The sequence below is a fragment of the Acinetobacter sp. CWB-B33 genome (genome assembly GCF_039655955.1).
In the GTDB taxonomy this organism is placed as follows: domain Bacteria; phylum Pseudomonadota; class Gammaproteobacteria; order Pseudomonadales; family Moraxellaceae; genus Acinetobacter; species Acinetobacter bouvetii.
The window spans coordinates 257,967-277,920 of the sequence record NZ_JAGFEU010000002.1; the positions used below are offsets into that span (position 1 = coordinate 257,967).

At 46.1% G+C, this 19,954-nt stretch carries 14 protein-coding genes; 12 read left to right on the forward strand and 2 right to left on the reverse strand.

Annotation, left to right across the window (positions count from 1 at the left end; genetic code table 11):
- Window positions 1-268: 268 nt before the first annotated feature.
- Window positions 269-778, reverse strand: a complete 510-nt coding sequence (locus JZ784_RS07495) for a hypothetical protein (protein WP_346314415.1) — start codon at window positions 776-778, stop codon at window positions 269-271.
- A 144-nt stretch (window positions 779-922) separates the two neighbouring features.
- Between JZ784_RS07495 and JZ784_RS07500 the strand changes: the two genes are divergently transcribed.
- From JZ784_RS07500 to JZ784_RS07520, 5 genes are all read left to right on the forward strand, one after another.
- Window positions 923-2,413 (forward strand): AAA family ATPase, encoded by a 1,491-nt coding sequence (locus tag JZ784_RS07500; protein ID WP_346314416.1) that lies wholly within the window; start codon window positions 923-925, stop codon window positions 2,411-2,413.
- Window positions 2,401-3,843 carry a VWA domain-containing protein gene (locus tag JZ784_RS07505; protein WP_346314417.1) on the forward strand — a complete coding sequence of 481 codons (1,443 nt, stop codon included), beginning with the start codon at window positions 2,401-2,403 and terminating at the stop codon, window positions 3,841-3,843. Before JZ784_RS07500 ends, JZ784_RS07505 begins: the two co-directional genes overlap by 13 nt.
- Before the next feature lie 245 nt (window positions 3,844-4,088).
- Window positions 4,089-5,045 (forward strand): metal-dependent hydrolase, encoded by a 957-nt coding sequence (locus JZ784_RS07510; protein WP_005008248.1) that lies wholly within the window; start codon window positions 4,089-4,091, stop codon window positions 5,043-5,045.
- 33 nt (window positions 5,046-5,078) lie between these two features.
- Entirely contained in the window at window positions 5,079-5,945 is an 867-nt protein-coding gene (locus JZ784_RS07515) for an SDR family NAD(P)-dependent oxidoreductase (protein WP_346314680.1), read from the forward strand.
- A complete protein-coding gene (locus JZ784_RS07520; RefSeq protein ID WP_346314418.1) occupies window positions 5,942-7,555 on the forward strand; it encodes an NAD(P)/FAD-dependent oxidoreductase in 1,614 nt (537 codons plus the stop codon). Before JZ784_RS07515 ends, JZ784_RS07520 begins: the two co-directional genes overlap by 4 nt.
- 137 nt (window positions 7,556-7,692) lie before the next feature.
- On the opposite strand, the gene gltA is transcribed toward JZ784_RS07520, so the two are convergent.
- The gene (gene gltA / locus JZ784_RS07525; protein WP_005008253.1) at window positions 7,693-8,970 is read right to left on the reverse strand and encodes a citrate synthase; all 1,278 of its coding nucleotides are present in this window, start codon (window positions 8,968-8,970) and stop codon (window positions 7,693-7,695) included.
- A gap of 1,022 nt (window positions 8,971-9,992) precedes the next feature.
- Between gltA and sdhC the strand changes: the two genes are divergently transcribed.
- From sdhC to lpdA, 7 genes are all read left to right on the forward strand, one after another.
- Window positions 9,993-10,391, forward strand: a complete 399-nt coding sequence (gene sdhC / locus JZ784_RS07530; RefSeq protein WP_035361753.1) for a succinate dehydrogenase, cytochrome b556 subunit — start codon at window positions 9,993-9,995, stop codon at window positions 10,389-10,391.
- The gene (sdhD, locus tag JZ784_RS07535) at window positions 10,391-10,756 is read left to right on the forward strand and encodes a succinate dehydrogenase, hydrophobic membrane anchor protein (protein ID WP_004651296.1); all 366 of its coding nucleotides are present in this window, start codon (window positions 10,391-10,393) and stop codon (window positions 10,754-10,756) included. Before sdhC ends, sdhD begins: the two co-directional genes overlap by 1 nt.
- Before the next feature lie 12 nt (window positions 10,757-10,768).
- Window positions 10,769-12,667 (forward strand): succinate dehydrogenase flavoprotein subunit, encoded by a 1,899-nt coding sequence (sdhA, locus tag JZ784_RS07540; RefSeq protein WP_346314419.1) that lies wholly within the window; start codon window positions 10,769-10,771, stop codon window positions 12,665-12,667.
- Window positions 12,668-12,681: 14 nt separating this feature from the next.
- Window positions 12,682-13,392 carry a succinate dehydrogenase iron-sulfur subunit gene (locus tag JZ784_RS07545; protein ID WP_005008258.1) on the forward strand — a complete coding sequence of 237 codons (711 nt, stop codon included), beginning with the start codon at window positions 12,682-12,684 and terminating at the stop codon, window positions 13,390-13,392.
- A gap of 842 nt (window positions 13,393-14,234) precedes the next feature.
- Window positions 14,235-17,057, forward strand: coding sequence for a 2-oxoglutarate dehydrogenase E1 component (locus JZ784_RS07550; protein WP_005008259.1), 2,823 nt, complete (start codon window positions 14,235-14,237; stop codon window positions 17,055-17,057).
- 16 nt (window positions 17,058-17,073) lie between these two features.
- The gene (odhB, locus tag JZ784_RS07555; protein WP_005008262.1) at window positions 17,074-18,291 is read left to right on the forward strand and encodes a 2-oxoglutarate dehydrogenase complex dihydrolipoyllysine-residue succinyltransferase; all 1,218 of its coding nucleotides are present in this window, start codon (window positions 17,074-17,076) and stop codon (window positions 18,289-18,291) included.
- Window positions 18,292-18,351: 60 nt separating this feature from the next.
- The gene (lpdA, locus tag JZ784_RS07560) at window positions 18,352-19,788 is read left to right on the forward strand and encodes a dihydrolipoyl dehydrogenase (RefSeq protein WP_346314420.1); all 1,437 of its coding nucleotides are present in this window, start codon (window positions 18,352-18,354) and stop codon (window positions 19,786-19,788) included.
- The last annotated feature ends 166 nt before the right edge of the window (window positions 19,789-19,954 follow it).

Here is a 19,954-nt window from a genome sequence, read left to right on the forward strand (position 1 = left end):
CCATAAAGGCTTAAAAAACATCATTTAAGCGATGATATAAAAATCTTCTTGCGCTTTGTAAAGCATTTCAGACCTGAGGCTATTTTAGCTGAAATTGACTTAGATGCTAGAGCCAATTCAAAGGTTTTAAATCGAATATGAGCAGGAACTATGCCAATCGCGGCGCTGCTGCATCTACTGGGTTAAATTTATTAAAAAAATAGCGCTCAAGGATGAAAATTTCAGGCGGATAAAGGCCGAAATATCGGAGTGCATAGAAGAAAAAATGCTATGGGCGCGGTCGCCTGTCCTCGGGGAACAAGATCATGTTGCGAATGCGCTTAAAAAAGATATCACGGGCGATATCTCCCTGCTGTTCAATATTGTAGTCCAAGTACTTTTTACCGGCCTGAAGCCGATATGCGTAGGGATTGTATTTGCCGAAACTTAAAAAGAAAGCGCTTTGCAGCAATGCGCCGCGCAGCAGGACATTGATGTTTTGCTGATACTGGTAAATATGCGCCATTTCGTGAATAAAAAGCCCTTGATAGGGAAGGCTTTCCAATGAATAGTCATTGCTGAAGCAGGGCGAACGGGCGTGAATATTGCCGCAGGGCGCCATCACAATATGCCTGGGCTGCCACGGCAAATACGGATGGTTCATCACTTTGACTTTGGAGTAGTCAATCAGGCCGCCAAAAACGCTTTGGCACAGCGCAATTTCGCCTGACGTCAGCCCGCGGCATTTAAAGCGTTCCAGCTTTAAAAGTCGAATCAAGAGCGGCAGAAAATTGAACATGGGGCAATGGCGGTGGCTGAGTACTGCTGATAAAGATAGCAAATTTTTAGGGCTGATTTTTAAAATCGTTAAATTTCGCAAACCGCTATTGCGCCGTTACAATAGGATTCTCTTTTTTCAGTGATGTTTTTTATGAAAGCGCGAATGCATGCACTCATTTCCCAAGTCAGTGAACAGATGTATGAGCGCGAGCAGATTATGGCGCTGAGTCTGCTGGCAGGCATTGCAGGCATGAATACCTTTTTGTACGGTTCACCGGGTACCGCCAAAAGCCTGATCTCCCGCCGCATAGCCTCTGCTTTTGAAGTAGGCGAATATTTTGAATGCTTGATGAACCGCTTCAGCACGCCGGAAGAAATTTTTGGCCCGGTATCGATTAAAGCTTTAAAGGATGATCAGTATCTGCGTAAAACAGAACATTATCTGCCTAAGGCCGATTTTGCTTTTTTAGATGAAATTTGGAAGGCCAGCCCGGCCATTTTAAATACGCTGCTGACACTGGTTAATGAAAAGACTTTTAAAAATGGCGACATGATTCAGCATGTGCCGTTAAAAGTATTGATGAGCGCGTCCAATGAAATTCCTGAACCCAATCAAGGTTTAGATGCGCTGTATGACCGCTTTATCCTGCGTTTAGTTGTGCCGCCTATTCAGCAGGCGCAAAACTTCCATGCTTTGCTGCAAGCCAAGCCCAGCGCAGCCAAAATAGAAGCGGCGGATGACTTGCGCATTAAAAAGCAGGAACTGCAGCAGTGGCGCGAACACATCTATCAGGTGCAGCTGCCGGCGGAAGTTTTGAAAATCTTTGATGCGGTCAAGCAATCTTTAACTGACAGCTTTGAAGAGCATGCCGTTTATGTCTCTGACCGGCGCTGGCAGCGCGCAGCGTACTTGCTGAAAGCTTCCGCTTTTATCAATGACCGCACTGAAGTGAATCTTTTGGATCTGTTTATTTTAAAGCACTGCTTGTGGAGCCAGATAGATGACATTGATTTTATTGCGCAGACCATAGAGCAGGCCATTTTAGAAATCGGCTTGGATTCAGATCTGGATCTGGCCGGCAGCATTGCGCAAAAAGAAGATGCCGAACAGCGGATTCTGAATCATTTTTATTATACCGATGAGGTTTACGCGAGCTATTTGATCCGCGGCCGTGAGTATTTAAAATCTGTGACCAACTTGGATCATCATTATCAGGATAAAGTGCTGTATTTAGAGCTGGATAAAATGGACAGCAAAAAAGATTTCTTTGCCGTGGATGAAAGCGGTGAGGAAATTCGCGGCATCGTCTGCAATTTCAATGGCGGGCGGCAATGCACGTTAAAAGGCGGCTATTACGGTTTAGAAGAAGCGGTGACGCCTTATATTAAATATCCGAAGGGCAGTGCGCGTACCCAGCTGTCAGCGCAGGTTCAATATGACCTGCTGCATGAGGTGCAGGCGCTGCAAAGCAAGCTGAGCCACGATTATGCCGTGCTGCGGCAGAGGGTTGAAACGGCATCGGCGCATTTTGATTCAGACTTTGCCGCGCAGGACGATGCGGCCAAGCTGAAAGCGCAGCTGGCCCTGACGCTGCAGCGTTATGATTTGCAGCGTCAGGACTGCCAGCGGTTGGAACACTTATGCCGAAATTAAAGCTGCAGTCTGCCCAGCAGACAGCCAATGCGCTGACGGAAGTCACCGATCAGCTGTATGAGGAACTTCGCCAGTCCACATTAAAGCATTGGCTGGACGATGAAAAAGCGGCCAAGAAAATAGATGAAAAAGTGCATGCATGGGCTTATGAGGCTAAATCCAGCCTAGATCAGCAGCACCCTTATCAGGCTGTGCAGCAGCAGCTGGAGGCATGGCTGGAAAAAACGGCGGTTTCAGGTATTGAATTGGAGCTGATGCAGCAGCAGTTTCAGGGTTTTCAGCAAGGGCTGGGCATTCCTGTTTTGGGGGATTTATGGCAATTTCAGCAAAATGCAGTGCAGTCCAAAACTGCGCTGCATTTGCAGTTTCAGCTGCTGCAGGAAAAATGGCAGCGCAAACTCACCGAAGCCGTTGCGCAATGGGAATTTGAACAGCTGGCACTGCAGCGTGATGCCTTTTTAGATGAAATTAAGGACTTTTTAGCCGCATTGCAGAAAATGGCGAAGCATAAGGATGCCTTTGGCGCAGAGACCGGCATCTTTATTGATTACTCTAAAGGGCAGCTGACGGAACAGGATGCACAGCAGTTTGAAATGTGGAGTAGTTATTTAGCGCAGGACAAAGCGCTGCAGAAGCTGTGCCAAATGATGGGCAGCGCCGAGCCTTCCAAATATAAACGCAAACCTTTAACGGTGAACCCTGTGCAGGCGCAGCAAGCCCTGCCGGATCAGTGCGCCTTTGAAGAAATTACCGGCATCCATTTGTCTCAGCATCTGAATTTGGCTTTGCCCAGTGAGCTGGCGCTGCTGTCAGATCCGGATTTGCAGATTTTATTTGATCTGAAATATTTAGAGTCGAACCTTTTGGGATTTCATTTGCAAGGCGAACAAAGCGGGCGCGTGATTGATGATCCGCGCCGGACGCCTAAAAAGCGGGGTGAAAAAGGCCCGATGATTCTGTGTCTGGATACCAGCGGATCTATGCATGGACAGCCTGAATTGATTGCCAAAGCCATCAGCCTGTATTTGGCCATGCAGGCCATGAAATCTAAACGGCCCATGCATATCATCAACTTTTCGACCAATTTAACGGCATTGGACTTGCAGCAGGATGATGCGCTGGATGACGTGATTCATTTTTTAAGCCAGTCCTTTCATGGCGGCACAGATATTGTTCCCGCCATGCAGCATGCGGCAGACATGCTGCGCCAGCCGAATTTCAGCCATGCCGATGTGCTGGTGATCTCGGACTTTATCATGGGCGGTTTGCCGCCTGAATTAATGGAAGGCATTGAGCAGCTGCAGCAGCAGGGGGCTGGCTTTTATGCGGCGGCTATTGGCAACTTCCGCATTGACCATCTGAATGACGCCTTGTTTGACCATCAATGGGTGTATCAGGCGAATACCGGAACAGTAGAACAGCTGAATTAGCGGAATCGGCAGGAGTGCAAAAAAGGCCCTGACCCTAATTGATATAAAGATGGCATTGAATGAAAATTTCAAGGCCTTATTGTCTGACAATATTTTCAATCGGCAATATTTGCCAATGCAAAGATCATTTCTGCAAATGGCTTCATGGCGCGCATGTCTTAATTTTTGATCATATCCCTCAGTATTGATTGCTGAGACTTGATGCTTTCGCAATTGAATGCGAATACAAAAAAAGAGTAAGCGCTATGCAAATAATCAGCCCAATCAAAAAAGCATTCAGCAGCGTATTGGCTGGCCCGGTTTTTAATGCCGCCAAGCAATCCGCCATTATCCCGATCCGGCACATGAAGTTCGAATTTGAGCCCGAGAAGATTGATCCTAAATTTTATATGAATGCAGAACTGGCCAGCGCCTATTTTGCATCGCTGTCGATTTTTCTGACTTTTGGCGAAGATCTGGTGATTGATACGGCGCGCTATCACCGCGATTTTGTGAAAGATCCTTTGCTGAAGCAACGGGTAACCTCATTGATCGGGCAGGAAGCGCTGCATTCTAAGCTGCATGAAGAAATGAATGATGCCTATATGGCGATTGATCTGCCGGTGAAGCTTTTCCGAACCTTGGCGGGCTATGTCTTTGATTATGGCTTTAACCGCCTGCCGCAGCCGATGAAACTGTCGCTGATGGCGGGGATTGAGCATTTTACCGCCGTGCTGGCGGAATACATGATGAACCATGAGCAGATCTTCTTCGATTCTCAGGATGAAAAGCAGCGCGCTATTTGGCTGTGGCACATGCTGGAAGAGTCAGAGCATAAGGATATCGCCTACGATGTCTTTCAAAACCTGTCCAATAACTATGCGCTGCGGGCGGCGGGATTCTTTGCAGCCCTGACCACCATTTTAGTGCTGATTTCCGCGGCTTCACTTGTGGTGCCGTTTTACCGCAAGCCTTCCAATCTGATCAGCGGCGCATATTGGAAAGATGTGCCGCGCAGTTTTCAGCTGATTTTTGGCTTGAAAGACGGCGTTTACGGCAGCAGCTGGAAGCATATTTTTGACTATCTGCGTCCGGGTTTCCACCCGAATGATTACGATACTTCGGCATTTTTGGAGTATTACAAAGAGCGCCTGCTGCACCCGGAAACAGGCGTGCTGACGCCGTATTTTATCAAAGAATTCACACCGGCTTTAAAAGCGTGAATTGCGCAGAAGACAAAAAAGAAAAAGGAAAAGATCATGGGATTCTTCAGTAAAAAGGCCATGCCCAGCTGCAATGCTTATGCGGTGATTACTGGCGCAGGCAGCGGTATTGGCCGCAGTTTCGCATTGGAAGTGGCGCGGCGCGGCGGCCATATTGTCTGCGCGGATATTAATTTGGAGGCGGCACAGGAAACGGCCGATTTGATTCAGTCTCTGACTTCAGCGTCTGCTTATGCCGTGCAGTGTGATGTGGGTGTGAAAGAGCAGGTGCAGGCGTTGTCTGAACAGTCTGAACAGCTGCTGGGCCATCCTGTTACTTTGGTGATTAATAATGCAGGGGTGGGGCTGGGCGGCAAGTTTGATGAAGTCACTTTGGATGACTGGCAGTGGTGCATGCATGTCAATTTGTGGGGCGTGATACATGGTTGCCACTATTTTGTGCCGAAACTGAAGCAAAATGGCGGCGGAGCCATTATTAATGTCGCCTCAGCTGCGGGTTTTACAGCAGCCCCTGAAATGACGGCTTATAACGTGACCAAGTCCAGTGTGCTGGCTTTATCAGAAACCCTGTCTGCAGAGCTGCGCAGCGCCAACATCCGCGTCAATGTGCTGTGTCCGACGCTGGTGCCGACCAATATCATGAAAAATGGCCGTTTGCCGAAAAGCTATTCGGGGCTGGCGGACAAACTGCTGATGCATCATGCGTTTACTACCAGCGATGCCGTGGCGCAGAAAACCTTGAATCAGCTGGATGCCAATAAGCTGTATACCATTCCGCAGCCGGACGCCAAGCTGTTTTGGTGGATGAAGCGTCTGTCACCGCAGCTGTATGCCAAACTTTTAGGGGCAGGCTATCCCTTATTTAACCGATATATGAAAAAAGCGGGAGCTGCGTCATGAACATGCCAACCGCATTGGATGCGGAAAACTTAATAGAGGAATCAGAAGGCGGCACTGCGCAGCAAAAAGCGCCAAGAAAGGCCGCGGCCAAGCGCAATCTAAAAACCAAAACTTTAGCGCAGGCGGAAAATAGCAAAATTCAGCAGCCGTCTGCCCATATTCATCTATATGACACCATCGTTGTCGGCGCTGGCATTTCCGGCATTGCCACTGCGCATAAGCTGATGCAAGTCGGCTATGAGGATTTTATCGTACTGGAAAAAGCCGGTCGTGTCGGCGGAACGTGGCGTGAAAATACTTATCCGGGCTGCGGTTGTGATGTGCCATCCGCGCTGTATTCCTTTTCTTTTGCGCCTAGCCATCAATGGAGCAATCTGTTTGCCAAGCAGCCTGAAATTTTAAGTTACTTGGAACATGTGGTAGAACAGTTTGATTTGCAGGATAAAATTCTGCTGAATCATGAACTGCAGGATGCGGTTTGGCAGGAAGATCAAAAGCGCTGGACACTGCAGACCTCACAAGGCGAGTTTTGGGCAAAGACGGTAATTTTTGGCACAGGCCCAATTACCGAACCGTCATTGCCAGCACTCAAAGGGATTGAAAGCTTTCAAGGTGAAATGTTTCATTCCGCGCGCTGGAATCATGATTATGATTTAACGGGCAAGCGGGTGGCGGTGATTGGCACAGGCGCTTCGGCGATCCAGTTTATACCGCAAATCCAGCCATTGGCCAAACAGCTGCACGTTTTTCAGCGCACAGCGCCTTGGGTGCTGCCCAAAGCGGATATGCAGCTGGGGGATGGCATGAAAAAATGGATCGCTCGGTTTCCGGCTGTTCAGCAGGCATGGCGCAAGAGTGTCGCGCAGATTCTGAATGGCATCAACTTCGGATTGCGCCATCCTAAAGCGCTGGAGCCGGTTAACTTTATCAGCCGGCAACTGCTGAAACTGCAAGTGCAAGATCCGCAGCTGCGCCAAAATGTCACCCCAAATTTTTCTATTGGCTGCAAGCGGCTGCTGTTTGCCAATAATTACTATCCTGCTTTGCAGCAGCAAAACGTCAGCCTGATTCCATACGGTTTGGTGGAAATCGACGGCAATACCGTTGTGGCCGCCAATGGTGAACGGCATGAGGTTGATGTGATTATTTGGGGCACAGGCTTCGAGGTGTCGCATCCGCCGGTTGGCAAGCGGGTGCGTAATGAACAGGGGAAATATTTGTCTGAACTTTGGAAAAACAGTTCACCGGAAGCCTTTCTGGGCGCCAGCCTTGAGCAAGTGCCGAATGCCTTTTTAATTTTAGGCCCGAATATTTTGGTGTATGACTCCTTTATCGGCATTGCTGAAGCGCAGGTCGAATATATCGTCAGCGGCTTGCTGCAGATGAAAGAGTATCAGTTCACTAAATTCAGCATCAATCCAAAGGTTATTGAACAGCATAATCATCAGGTGCAACAGCATTTGAAGACTACTGTTTTTAATGCAGGCGGCTGCAGGAGCTACTATTTGGATCAAAACGGCAAAAATTTTGCGGCGTGGCCATGGTCGCTGGCACAATTAAAACAGCGCTTAAAATCACTGAATTTGAAAGATTATGACTTAGAATTTTAAGCGCCGGCGTTTTTAAAATCACAGCCGTAAAAACCCAAGAATTTGTCTTGGGTTTTTTAATTTGAGACCTTTTAAATCCGCATAAAAAAAACCGCCACAAAGGGCGGTTTTTTAAATCCACGGTTAATTCTAAAGAATTAACGGCCTTGGATATCGCGCTGAGTTTCGCCAGTGTAAAGCTGACGAGGGCGGCCGATTTTGTAAGGGCCGCTGTGCATTTCTAACCAGTGGCTGATCCAGCCAACAGTACGTGCAAGCGCAAAGATTACCGTAAACATTTCTGTTGGGATACCAATCGCTTTAAGGATGATACCTGAGTAGAAGTCTACGTTCGGGTAAAGGTTGCGTTTGATGAAGTATTCGTCAGAAAGCGCGATACGTTCAAGTTCCATCGCAAGCGCAAGCTGTGGATCATTGATGCCAAGTGCAGCAAGAACTTCGTCGCAAGTTTCTTTCATAACTTTAGCGCGCGGGTCGAAGTTTTTGTAAACACGGTGGCCGAAGCCCATCAGTTTAACTTCTTTAGTCTTCACTTTTTCCATGAAGCCAGCAACGTTTTCTACAGTGCCGATTTCATCAAGCATCTTAAGAACAGCTTCGTTCGCGCCGCCGTGAGCAGGGCCCCAAAGCGCAGAGATACCCGCAGCGATACATGCATATGGGTTAGCGCCAGTAGAACCAGCTAAACGTACTGTAGAAGTAGACGCGTTTTGTTCGTGGTCAGCATGAAGCGTGAAGATGCGGTCCATTGCTTTAGCAAGAATCGGATCAACTTTGTAATCGCGGTCTGCAGGAGTCGCGAACATCATGTGAAGGAAGTTTTCAGCGTAGTTCAAGTCGTTACGCGGGTAAACAAACGGTTGACCGATTGTGTACTTGTAGCTCCATGCAGCCAAAGTAGGCACTTTAGCAATTAAGCGGATCGCTGTAATTTCACGGTGGTCAACGTTTTCGATGTCCAAGTTGTTGTGATAGAACGCAGAAAGCGCGCCAACAACACCAACCATGATCGCCATAGGGTGAGCATCACGGCGGAAACCGTTGAAGAAACGGCTAACTTGGTCGTGAACCATAGTGTGGTTACGAACTTTAGCGTCGAACTCTTCTTTTTGTTCAGCGTTTGGAAGTTCGCCGTTCAATAGGAGGTAACAAGTTTCTAAGTAGTCTGCTTTAGTCGCAAGCTGGTCGATTGGGTAACCGCGGTGTAAAAGAACACCCTTGCCGCCATCGATGAAAGTGATTTTAGACTCGCACGCAGCAGTAGCCATAAAACCAGGATCAAAAGTGAAGTGACCTGCGGCCAATACATCTTTAACGTCGATTACATCTGGGCCCAATGTGCCGCTGTAAATTGGTAATTCAATTTCTTTGCCATCAAGCTGTAAAACGGCTTTCTTGCCAGTTGCTTCAGACATTCAATAGATCTCCTGTCCTGGTGAATGTTTATCTGACTCGCAGTGCTAATCTTTTAATGCACGAATCAGACGGATCAAAAATTTGCTCTAAGATTAGAGAGAACTGAAATTTTGTCAATTATACTTATGGATAAAAGTGACGTTCATACAGATGATTAGTCAAAAATTATTCCGATAGAACATGAATAAAATCACAGCATCGGGACGGTATAATAAGTCATATTGGAGGGAAGGTGCAGAGGAAAATACCGATGCTGCTTTAATTGTAAGCAATTTTTAATTCCTAAAAACTCTGAGAATTTTCAAAAATTCAAGCAACTTTGATGCTTAAAATATTATAAATCTCGTAACTTACAGCGTTTTAAATTTTAGGATTGCTGTTTTCTTATTCATATTAAAAAGCGCTAACTGTAAATGTTTTGCTGGTTTGTTTGGTTAAAAAATGACTGATTAATTGAGGCGAAGTGCGTGTTTAATCGTCAAATGTGCGCCTGTTTATACTGAAATTGGTGTTTATCTATGCAAAGATTGCGAGTTAAGGAAGAGTTATGCACAGACTAAGTGTTTCTTTCAGTTCATGATATTTTAACTTTATTATCTTAAATAAATAATAATTATTTATTTAATAAATGATTTATTGGTTATAGCTATTATAAAAAGAAGAAATAAATGCAGGGCAGAGGCTTATCTGTGTTCATCTTTAGTCTAAATTTTGAAAAAACATTCTAAAGCCAGAAACGATTAATATTTTTAAGATTTAACTTTTTAAAACCAATAACATAGTCATTTTCTTTAAGCGCTTTTACTTCTTATATTGGGTAAAGTAGTTGTTAATGATTCTTATTTAAAGGTTTTTTTGTTCATTCAGCAAATGTCATTGTTTGTATTTTAATAGTTCACGTTTTATAATTCAGTGTCGTTAAATGTTTGGGTCATGACTTTACTATATGTTTTGGCTCAACAATGCCAGCTTTCCTTCGAATTAATTCCAACAAACTCCGGATGGAGTTTTTACTTACAGGATGCCCGCTGTGAAAAGCAACAGACCTGTCAATTTGTCCATGGGTCAAGTTTTAGAAGTAAACTTAAAATCCCCTGTGGCTATTGCATCAATTCTACACCGTCTTTCTGGTGTCATCGTATTTTTACTCGTACCGGTACTTTTGTGGCTTTTAGACAAATCTTTGTCTTCACCAGAAGGTTTTGCTCAAGTTCAAGCAATCTTCGGCGGCTTCATTGTGCGTTTTGTCGTATGGGTATTTGTAGCTGGCTTAATTTTCCACTTTATTGCAGGTGTTAAGCATTTACTTGCTGACCAAGGCATTGCTGAAGAGCTGCAAAGTGGCCGAGTAGCATCTACTATCGCATTAATTTTGTCTGCAATCGGTATTGTTGCAGCATTTGTATGGATCGTACTCTAATGAAAAGTGCTACTGGTTTTTCGGGTTCAGGTTCTCGCGATTGGTTTATCCAGCGTTTGAGTGCTGTTGTGCTGGCTGTTTATACCGTTGTGGTATTTGGCTGGATCCTGTGTAACGGCGGATTCAACTTTGAACAGTGGTACGGCTTTATGATGACATTACCAATGAAGATTTTATCTTTATTGGCAGTCTTATCTCTTGTTGCACACGCATGGATTGGCATGTGGCAGGTGTTCACAGATTATGTGACGACTCGCCAAATGGGTCCTTCAGCTTCAGGTTTACGCCTTGTGCTGACATCGGCAGTGATTATTGCTGTATTTGCATATGCAATCTGGGCAATCCAGATTTTTTGGGCGAATTGATAGGAAACAATCATGGGCGCTATTACCCCTAAAGAAGATTACACAAATATTCCACACCAAACTTTCGATGCAGTCATCGTCGGCGGTGGCGGTTCAGGTATGCGTGCTTCATATCAGCTTGCTCAAGCAGGCTTGAAAGTTGCGGTACTGACTAAAGTATTCCCAACACGTTCTCATACGGTTGCGGCGCAGGGCGGTATCGGTGCATCTCTTGGCAACATGCAAGAAGATAACTGGCACTACCATTTCTACGATACCGTTAAAGGTTCTGACTGGTTGGGCGACCAAGACGCAATCGAGTATATGACTCGTGAAGCGCCTCAAGTGGTTTATGAGCTAGAACATTTGGGTATGCCATTTGACCGTAACGCAGACGGCACCATTTACCAGCGTCCATTCGGCGGCCACGCAGCGAACTATGGTGAGAAGCCGGTTCCGCGTGCCTGTGCTGCTGCTGACCGTACAGGTCATGCGCTGCTTCATACGCTTTATCAAAGCAACGTGAAAATGGGTACACAATTCTTCGTAGAATGGATCGCGCTTGATTTAATTCGCAACGAAGCAGGTGACGTGCTGGGTGTTACAGCTATTGACCAGGAAACAGGCAATGTTGCTGTATTCCAAGGTAAAGCAACATTGTTTGCTACAGGCGGTGCTGGCCGTGTTTACCGTGCGTCTACCAATGCTTATATCAATACTGGTGACGGTCTTGGCATGGCTGCGCGTGCGGGCATTCCATTGCAGGATATGGAATTCTGGCAGTTCCACCCAACAGGTGTAGCGGGCGCAGGCGTATTGCTGACTGAAGGCTGCCGCGGTGAGGGTGCAATCCTTCGCAACGATTCGGGCGAGCCGTTCATGGAACGCTATGCACCAACTTTAAAAGACTTGGCGCCGCGTGATTTCGTATCGCGTTCAATGGACCAAGAGATTAAAGAAGGCCGCGGCTGCGGTCCGAAGAAAGACTACATTTTGCTTGATATGACGCACTTGGGTGCTGAAACCATCATGAAGCGTTTGCCGTCTGTATTTGAGATTGGCAAGAAATTCGCGAACGTGGATATCACTAAAGAGCCGATTCCTGTTGTACCGACAATCCATTACCAAATGGGCGGTATTCCGACGAATATTCATGGTCAGGTTGTTCTGCCTGAAAGCCGTGAAACTGTAGCGCTTGAAGCGAATTACAACAAAGAAACGGGTGTTTATTCTCACAATGCTGGTGACCGCAACTTCACAAAACCTGTGAAAGGCTTCTATGCAATTGGTGAATGTTCTTGCGTGTCTGTACATGGCGCAAACCGTTTAGGTACAAACTCGCTGCTTGACTTGGTTGTATTTGGTAAAGCTGCTGGTGAACACATCATCGACTACGTGACTAAGCATCACGGTGATGAGTATGCGCCGCTTCCAACGACTGTGTTTGAAGATACCTTTAAGCGTATGGCTCTTTTAGATGAGTCAACTTCAGGTGAAAATGCGCAAGACGTTGCTGATGCAATCCGTGACATCGTTCAAGACCACGCTGGTGTATTCCGTACATCTGCATTGCTTGAAGAAGGTGTAAAACAGATTCTTGCCATTGAACCGCGTGTTCGCAACATTCATTTGAAAGACAAATCTAAAGTATTCAACACTGCGCGTATTGAAGCTTTAGAAGTCGCTAACTTGTATGAAGTTGCTAAAGCAACGTTAATTTCTGCAGCTGCTCGTAAAGAGTGCCGCGGTGCGCATACAGTGGTGGATTTTGAGTTGTCGCCTGATCATGCAGACTATCCGTATGGCCGCCGTGACGACGAGTGGATGAAGCACACATTATGGTTCTCTGCGGATAACCATCTTGAGTACAAGCCAGTGCGCTACAAGCCGCTGTCTGTCGATGCAATTCCACCTAAACCGCGTACATTCTAATTAGGAGAAGTAAGATGAGTAGAGGTACTCGTACATTTAATATCTACCGCTACGATCCTGATAAGGATAAAGCACCGTACATGCAGACTTTTAAACTTGAGTTGACTGACAAGCACCGCATGCTGCTTGACGCTCTTCTTGCGTTGAAAGTGCAGGACGAATCTTTAACTTTCCGCCGTTCTTGCCGTGAAGGCATTTGCGGTTCGGATGGCGTAAACATCAATGGCAAAAACGGTTTGGCGTGCCTTTGGAACCTGAACGATTTGCCAAACGAAATTACAATCCGTCCTTTGCCTGGCCTGCCAGTGGTAAAAGATTTGGTTGTGGATATGAATCAGTTCTACGATCAGTATGACAAAATTCATCCATTCCTGATCAACAACCAGCCTGCGCCTGCAAAAGAGCGTTTACAGTCTCCAGAAGAGCGTGAACACTTGGATGGCTTGTATGAATGTATTCTTTGCGCATGCTGTTCAACTTCATGCCCATCATTCTGGTGGAATCCTGATAAATTCTTGGGCCCGTCTGCATTGCTGAATGCATACCGCTTTATTATCGATTCTCGTGATACAGCAACTCAAGAGCGTTTGGCTCGTCTTGACGACCCGTTCTCTTTGTTCCGCTGCAAAGGCATCATGAACTGTGTATCTGTTTGTCCTAAAGGCTTGAACCCGACTAAGGCAATCGGTCACATCCGTAATATGATGTTTGATCACGCTGGCTAATCTGGCTGATTCAATAAAGCGCATCTTCGGGTGCGCTTTTTTTTGCATGCTGTGGCGGGGCATTCAGCAGTTTAAGCGGCAGTGTATGGGCTGCTTATGGAAGTGATTGTTTTAAGCTATGGCTGGAGCAGGTTTTTTAAAATCAGCGCCAGAATGGTGTGGTTTTAGTGAATTGCCGTGGTTTGGGTGAAATAGGCTGGTTAAAATATGATGGAATAACTGTTTTGCGCTGTTAAAGGGTGATGAAAATGTTATCATATAACGTGTAAGGGGCGTAAATGGCTGTAGAAAGCATATTCACGCTCTTTTTTATTAAGCGGTTTGCGTTAAAAAATTGCAAAATAGACTTTTGTCTAAATTGAAAGATCAATTTATATAACGCACCATATCTTAGTAGAAAATAGCGCTATTGTATTTCGCCAATTTATAGGAGGTATGTGTCAAAAAAATCAATTGAAATAGCATAACGTGTTAGCATTTATCGCACTGTTATATGTGAAAATTGGGCAGAAAAACGTACATTTTTTCAACATTTAGCGGCCGCGAGACAGTATATAAAGGTAAGGAAGTCGATTTAGAAAAAGTAAAGCGCAGAGATTATTTTTTCTAAGACGATTTGCAAAAAATTGCCCGGTTTTGGCCGGGTATAACAATGAGTAATGATGCCGCTGAGGGGCGTTATTGTTCATTAATCACATTGGGAACTCCTGATGTAGTGATAACGCGCCTCATGGCTTAAGCCGAATGGGGACTAATGTCATGTTACCAATTTGACATTAATGATCATGGGTTCGCTTAAAAAGCATCCTGAAATGTTTTTGCAATAGGAAATGGGTCCACAAATGCAAGAAGTTGCTGACGCACTGCGTCTTGACACTGAACTTTCCGCTGACAGTGCAGCGTATATTGAAGAACTTTACGAGCAGTATTTGACAGCTCCAGACTCAGTAGAAGCTGACTGGCGCGCATACTTCGATAAATTCCCTAAAGGCGATCAGCCGCACAGCAATGTACGTGAGCAATTCCTATTATTAGGACGTAATTCAAGCCGTGTTCAGCCTGTGGTTCAAAGCGCAGTAAGTTCTGAGCATGAGCGCCGTCAAATTGGCGTATTACAACTCATTGCTGCTTACCGTAACCGCGGTCACCAAAAAGCAAAACTTGATCCGCTTGGTTTAGCTAAACGTGAAATCGTGCCGGATTTAGATCTTGCGGCACATGGCTTGACTCAGTCTGATCTAGATACGCCTTTCAATACAGGCAACTTGGCGATTGGCAAAACTGAAGCCACGCTGGGTGAAATGGTTCAAGCCATGGAAGCGACTTACTGTGCTTCGATTGGTGCAGAATACATGCACATTGTAGATACCAAAGAAAAACGCTGGATTCAACAGCGCCTTGAGGGCGCCCGCGGTCAGTTCGGCTATAATGCAGAACAGAAAAAGCATGTTTTAGAGCGCTTGACAGCTGCTGAAGGCCTGGAAAAATACCTCGGCAATAAATTCGTTGGCGCAAAACGCTTTGGCGTGGAAGGCGGCGAGTCATTCATTCCTATGGTGAATGAGCTGATTCAGCGCGCAGGCTCTGTAGGCTGTAAAGAAGTTGTGATTGGCATGCCTCACCGCGGCCGCTTGAACCTTCTTGTCAATATTATGGGTAAAAACCCGGCGGATCTTTTCGGTGAATTTGAAGGCAAATCACTGCATAAAAAAGGTTCAGGCGACGTTAAGTACCATCAAGGCTTCTCTTCAAACGTGATGACTCCAGGCGGCGAAGTTCACTTGGCATTGGCGTTTAACCCATCACACTTGGAAATCGTAGGGCCGGTTGTTGAAGGTTCTGTACGCGCACGCCAAGTACGCCGCAAAGACATTGGCGGCGATGATGTATTGCCGGTGATTGTACATGGCGATGCAGCATTTGCGGGCCAGGGCGTAAACCAAGAAACCTTCCAAATGTCGCAAACCCGCGGTTATACAGTTGGCGGTACAGTTCACATCGTTGTAAACAACCAAGTGGGCTTCACGACTTCTGATCCGCGTGACGCGCGTTCTACAGAATACTGTACTGACATTGCGAAAATGATTCAGGCGCCAATCTTCCATGTCAATGGCGATGATCCAGAATCTGTATTGTTTGTATCGCAATTGGCGCATGACTTCCGTCACACCTTCCGTAAAGATGTTGTGATTGATATGTTCTGCTACCGCCGCCGCGGTCATAACGAAGCGGACGAACCGGCTGCAACTCAGCCAATGATGTATCAAGTGATCAACAAAAAAGCGACTACTCGTACGCTTTATGCAGATCAATTGGTTCAACAAGGTGTATTAGACCGCGCTTCTGCTGATGCAATGGTTGAACAGTACCGTTCTGACCTTGAAGCAGGCAAGCACGTTGCAAATGCATTGGTGCTAGAACCAAACACAAAAATGTTTGTGGACTGGACGCCTTACTTGGGTCATGAATACACAGACAACTGGGATACAACGTTCCCAATCGAGCGCTTAAAAGAGCTTGGCACTAAAATGCGCGAGCTTCCAGAAGGCTTCGTGATGCAGCGTCAAGTCTCTAAAGTGATTGATGACCGTCTGAAAATGCAGACTGGTGAAATGCCATTGAACTGGGGCGCTGCTGAAACTTTAGCATACGCGACTATTTTGGATGAAGGCTTCCTTGTTCGTTTAACAGGTGAAGACGTTGGCCGTGGTACATTCTCACACCGTCATGCAAAACTGCATAACCAAGTAGACGGTTCAACTTACATTCCATTATGTAACTTGAAAGAAAACCAGCCGCGCACTGCAATTTATGACTCTCTATTGTCGGAAATGGCGGTTCTTGCATTCGAATACGGCTATGCAACAACGCTTCCGAAGAGCTTGGTTATTTGGGAAGCACAATTCGGTGACTTCGCAAACTGTGCGCAAGTTGTAATTGACCAGTTCATCGCGTCTGGCGAGACCAAGTGGGAACGCGTATGCGGTCTGACGATGCTTCTTCCTCACGGTTTTGAAGGTCAAGGTCCAGAGCATTCATCTGCACGTTTAGAACGTTTCTTACAGCTTTGCGCTGAAGACAACATGCAAGTGATGACTCCGACGACTCCGGCACAGATTTTCCATGCGATGCGCCGTCAAGCATTGCGTCCAATCCGCAAGCCAATGATCATCACATCGCCGAAGTCTCTTCTTCGTCACAAACTTGCAACATCTACTTTAGATGAGCTTGCAACTGGCACATTCCAGACGGTGATTGACGAAATCGACAGCATCAGCAAATCAGACGTAACTCGTCTTGTGCTGTGCGGCGGTAAAGTTTATTACGATCTGCTTGAAAAACGCCGTGAAAAAGAACTGAACAACACAGCAATCGTTCGTATTGAACAATTGTATCCATACCCAGAAAAGCGTATTGCTGAAGTGCTTGCTTCTTATCCAAACGTTACTGAAGTGGTTTGGGCTCAAGAAGAGCCGAAAAACCAAGGTGCTTGGCTGTTCATTGCGCCGCGTCTGTATGACGACGTGATGAAAGCGGGTAAACAAGTACGCATCAGTTATGCAGGCCGTGAAGCTTCAGCAGCGCCGGCTTGCGGTTCACCATATTTGCATGCAAAACAACAAGCTCAGCTCGTAAATGACGCTTTAGCGATCGTAGCTGAATAACAGGAGATTCTTAGTAATGGCAACCGAAATTAAAGCACCGGTATTCCCAGAGTCAGTTGCTGACGGCACAATCGCAACTTGGCACAAACAGCCTGGTGAAGCGGTATCACGTGATGAAGTGATCTGCGATATTGAAACAGATAAAGTTGTTTTAGAAGTTGTTGCTCCTGCTGACGGTACAATTGCATCTATCATTAAAAATGAAGGCGACACAGTGCTTTCTGCTGAAGTGATTGCACAGTTTGAAGAAGGCGCTGTTTCCGGCGCTGCTCAAACTCAAGCAGTTCAATCTGAAGCAAAAGTAGAACAAGCTGCTGCGCAGACTCAAGCAGGCAACGCGCCTGTTGTTGAACGTGCTCAGCCTGTTTCTGACCAAGCGCCTGCAGTCCGCAAAGCGTTGACAGAAACTGGTATTGCTGCTTCTGACGTATCTGGTACTGGCCGCGGCGGCCGCATCACGAAAGAAGATGTTGCGAATCATCAAGCTAAACCTGCTGCTCCAGCAGCTGCGCCTCTAAGCGTTGCAGTTGGTGAACGTGTTGAAAAACGCGTTCCAATGACTCGTCTTCGTAAGCGTGTTGCTGAACGTCTTCTTGCTGCAACTCAAGAAACAGCAATGTTGACAACGTTCAACGAAGTGAACATGAAACCAATCATGGAAATGCGTAACCAATACAAAGATGCTTTTGAAAAGCGTCATGGCGCGCGTCTTGGCTTCATGTCATTCTTTGTTAAAGCAGCGACAGAAGCGCTTAAACGCTATCCAGCTGTAAACGCTTCTATTGATGGCGAAGACATCGTTTACCACGGTTTCTATGACATCGGTGTTGCTGTATCTTCTGACCGCGGTCTAGTGGTGCCTGTTCTTCGCGATACAGACCGCATGAACTATGCAGAAGTAGAAAACGGTATCCGTGCATACGCTGGCAAAGCGCGTGACGGCAAGCTGGGCATTGAAGACATGACTGGCGGTACCTTCACCATTACCAATGGCGGTACTTTCGGTTCTTTGCTTTCTACACCTATCTTGAACACGCCGCAAACTGCGATTTTGGGCATGCACAAAATCCAAGAGCGCCCTATGGCGGTGAATGGTCAAGTAGAGATCTTGCCGATGATGTATCTAGCGCTTTCTTATGACCACCGTTTAATCGATGGTAAAGAAGCTGTAGGCTTCCTTGTAACAATCAAAGAATTGTTAGAAGAGCCAGCTCGACTCATCCTTGATCTTTAATACTTCAGAATAAATCCATGGGCTTAGGGCGATCCTCTAAGCCCATTTTTGGAGATACACATGTCTCAACAGTTTGATTTAGTAGTAATTGGTGGCGGTCCTGGCGGTTATGAAGCTGCAATCCGCGCTGCACAGTTAGGCTTTAAAGTAGCCTGCATCGAAAAACGCGTTCATAAAGGCAAGCCATCTTTAGGCGGCACTTGCTTAAACGTGGGCTGCATTCCATCTAAAGCATTGCTTGACTCATCGCATCACTATGAAGATACGCTTCATGGCTTGGATGTTCACGGCATTTCAGTTGAAAATGTTCAGCTTGATCTTCAAAAGCTTTTGGCTCGTAAAGATAAAGTTGTCGACAACCTGACTGGCGGTGTTGCGCAGCTGCTGAAAGGCAATGGCATTGAATGGCTGCAAGGCACAGGTAAATTGCTTGCGGGCAAAAAAGTTGAATTCACGCCTTTAGAAGGCAATGAAGTTCAAGTTTTAGAACCTAAATTCGTCATTCTTGCGACAGGCTCTGTACCTGTAAACATTCCAGTAGCTAAAGTGGATGAAGACTTAATTGTTGATTCAACCGGCGCATTGGAATTCCAAGAAGTGCCTAAGCGTTTAGGTGTGATTGGTGCCGGTGTAATCGGTCTTGAACTGGGTTCAGTATGGCGCCGTCTAGGTTCTGAAGTTGTTGTATTTGAAGCAATGGATGCATTCTTGCCAATGGCCGATAAAGCTTTAGCGAAAGACTACCAAAAGCTTTTGACTAAACAAGGCTTAGACATTCGCGTTGGCGCTAAAGTTGCTGGCACAGAAGTGAATGGCCGTGAAGTGACTGTTCAATATAACCAAGCTGGCGAAGATAAAACTCAAGTTTTTGACAAGCTGATTGTTTGTGTAGGCCGTAAAGCTTATGCAGAAGGTTTATTGGCAGAAGATTCTGGCATTAAATTGACTGAGCGCGGTTTGGTTGAAGTCAACGATTGGTGTGCAACTTCTGTTGAAGGCGTATACGCAATTGGCGACTTGGTACGTGGTCCAATGCTTGCACATAAAGCAATGGAAGAAGGCGTAATGGCTGTTGAACGTATGCACGGTCACGCAGCTCAAGTAAACTACGACACAATCATCTCTGTGATCTACACACACCCAGAAGCGGCGTGGGTTGGTTTAACAGAAGAGCAAGCGAAAGAAAAAGGCCACGAAGTTAAAACTGGCCAGTTCCCATTTGCGGTAAACGGCCGCGCTTTGGCTGCGAACGAATCTGCTGGTTTCGTGAAGTTTGTTGCGGATGCGAAAACTGACCGTTTATTGGGTATGCACATCATTGGCCCTGGCGCTTCGGATATTGTACACCAAGGCATGATTGCGCTTGAATTTGTATCATCTGTTGAAGATTTGCAATTGATGACTTTCGGTCACCCGACTTATTCAGAAGTGGTTCATGAAGCTGCGCTTGCAGTGGATGGACGAGCGATTCACGCGATTCAGCGTAAGCGCAAATAAGATGAAGAAAAGAGCGGCTTAGGCCGCTCTTTTTGCATTTGATGGTTGTTTTTATTTGAACAATCATCTAAAAATAAGATAAGAAAGTTTAAAAAAATCCAATATGTTTGCTGAGACAGAGAACATCCTTGGCGCAACAAAAAAGTAAATAAGCAGCAATAAAAAG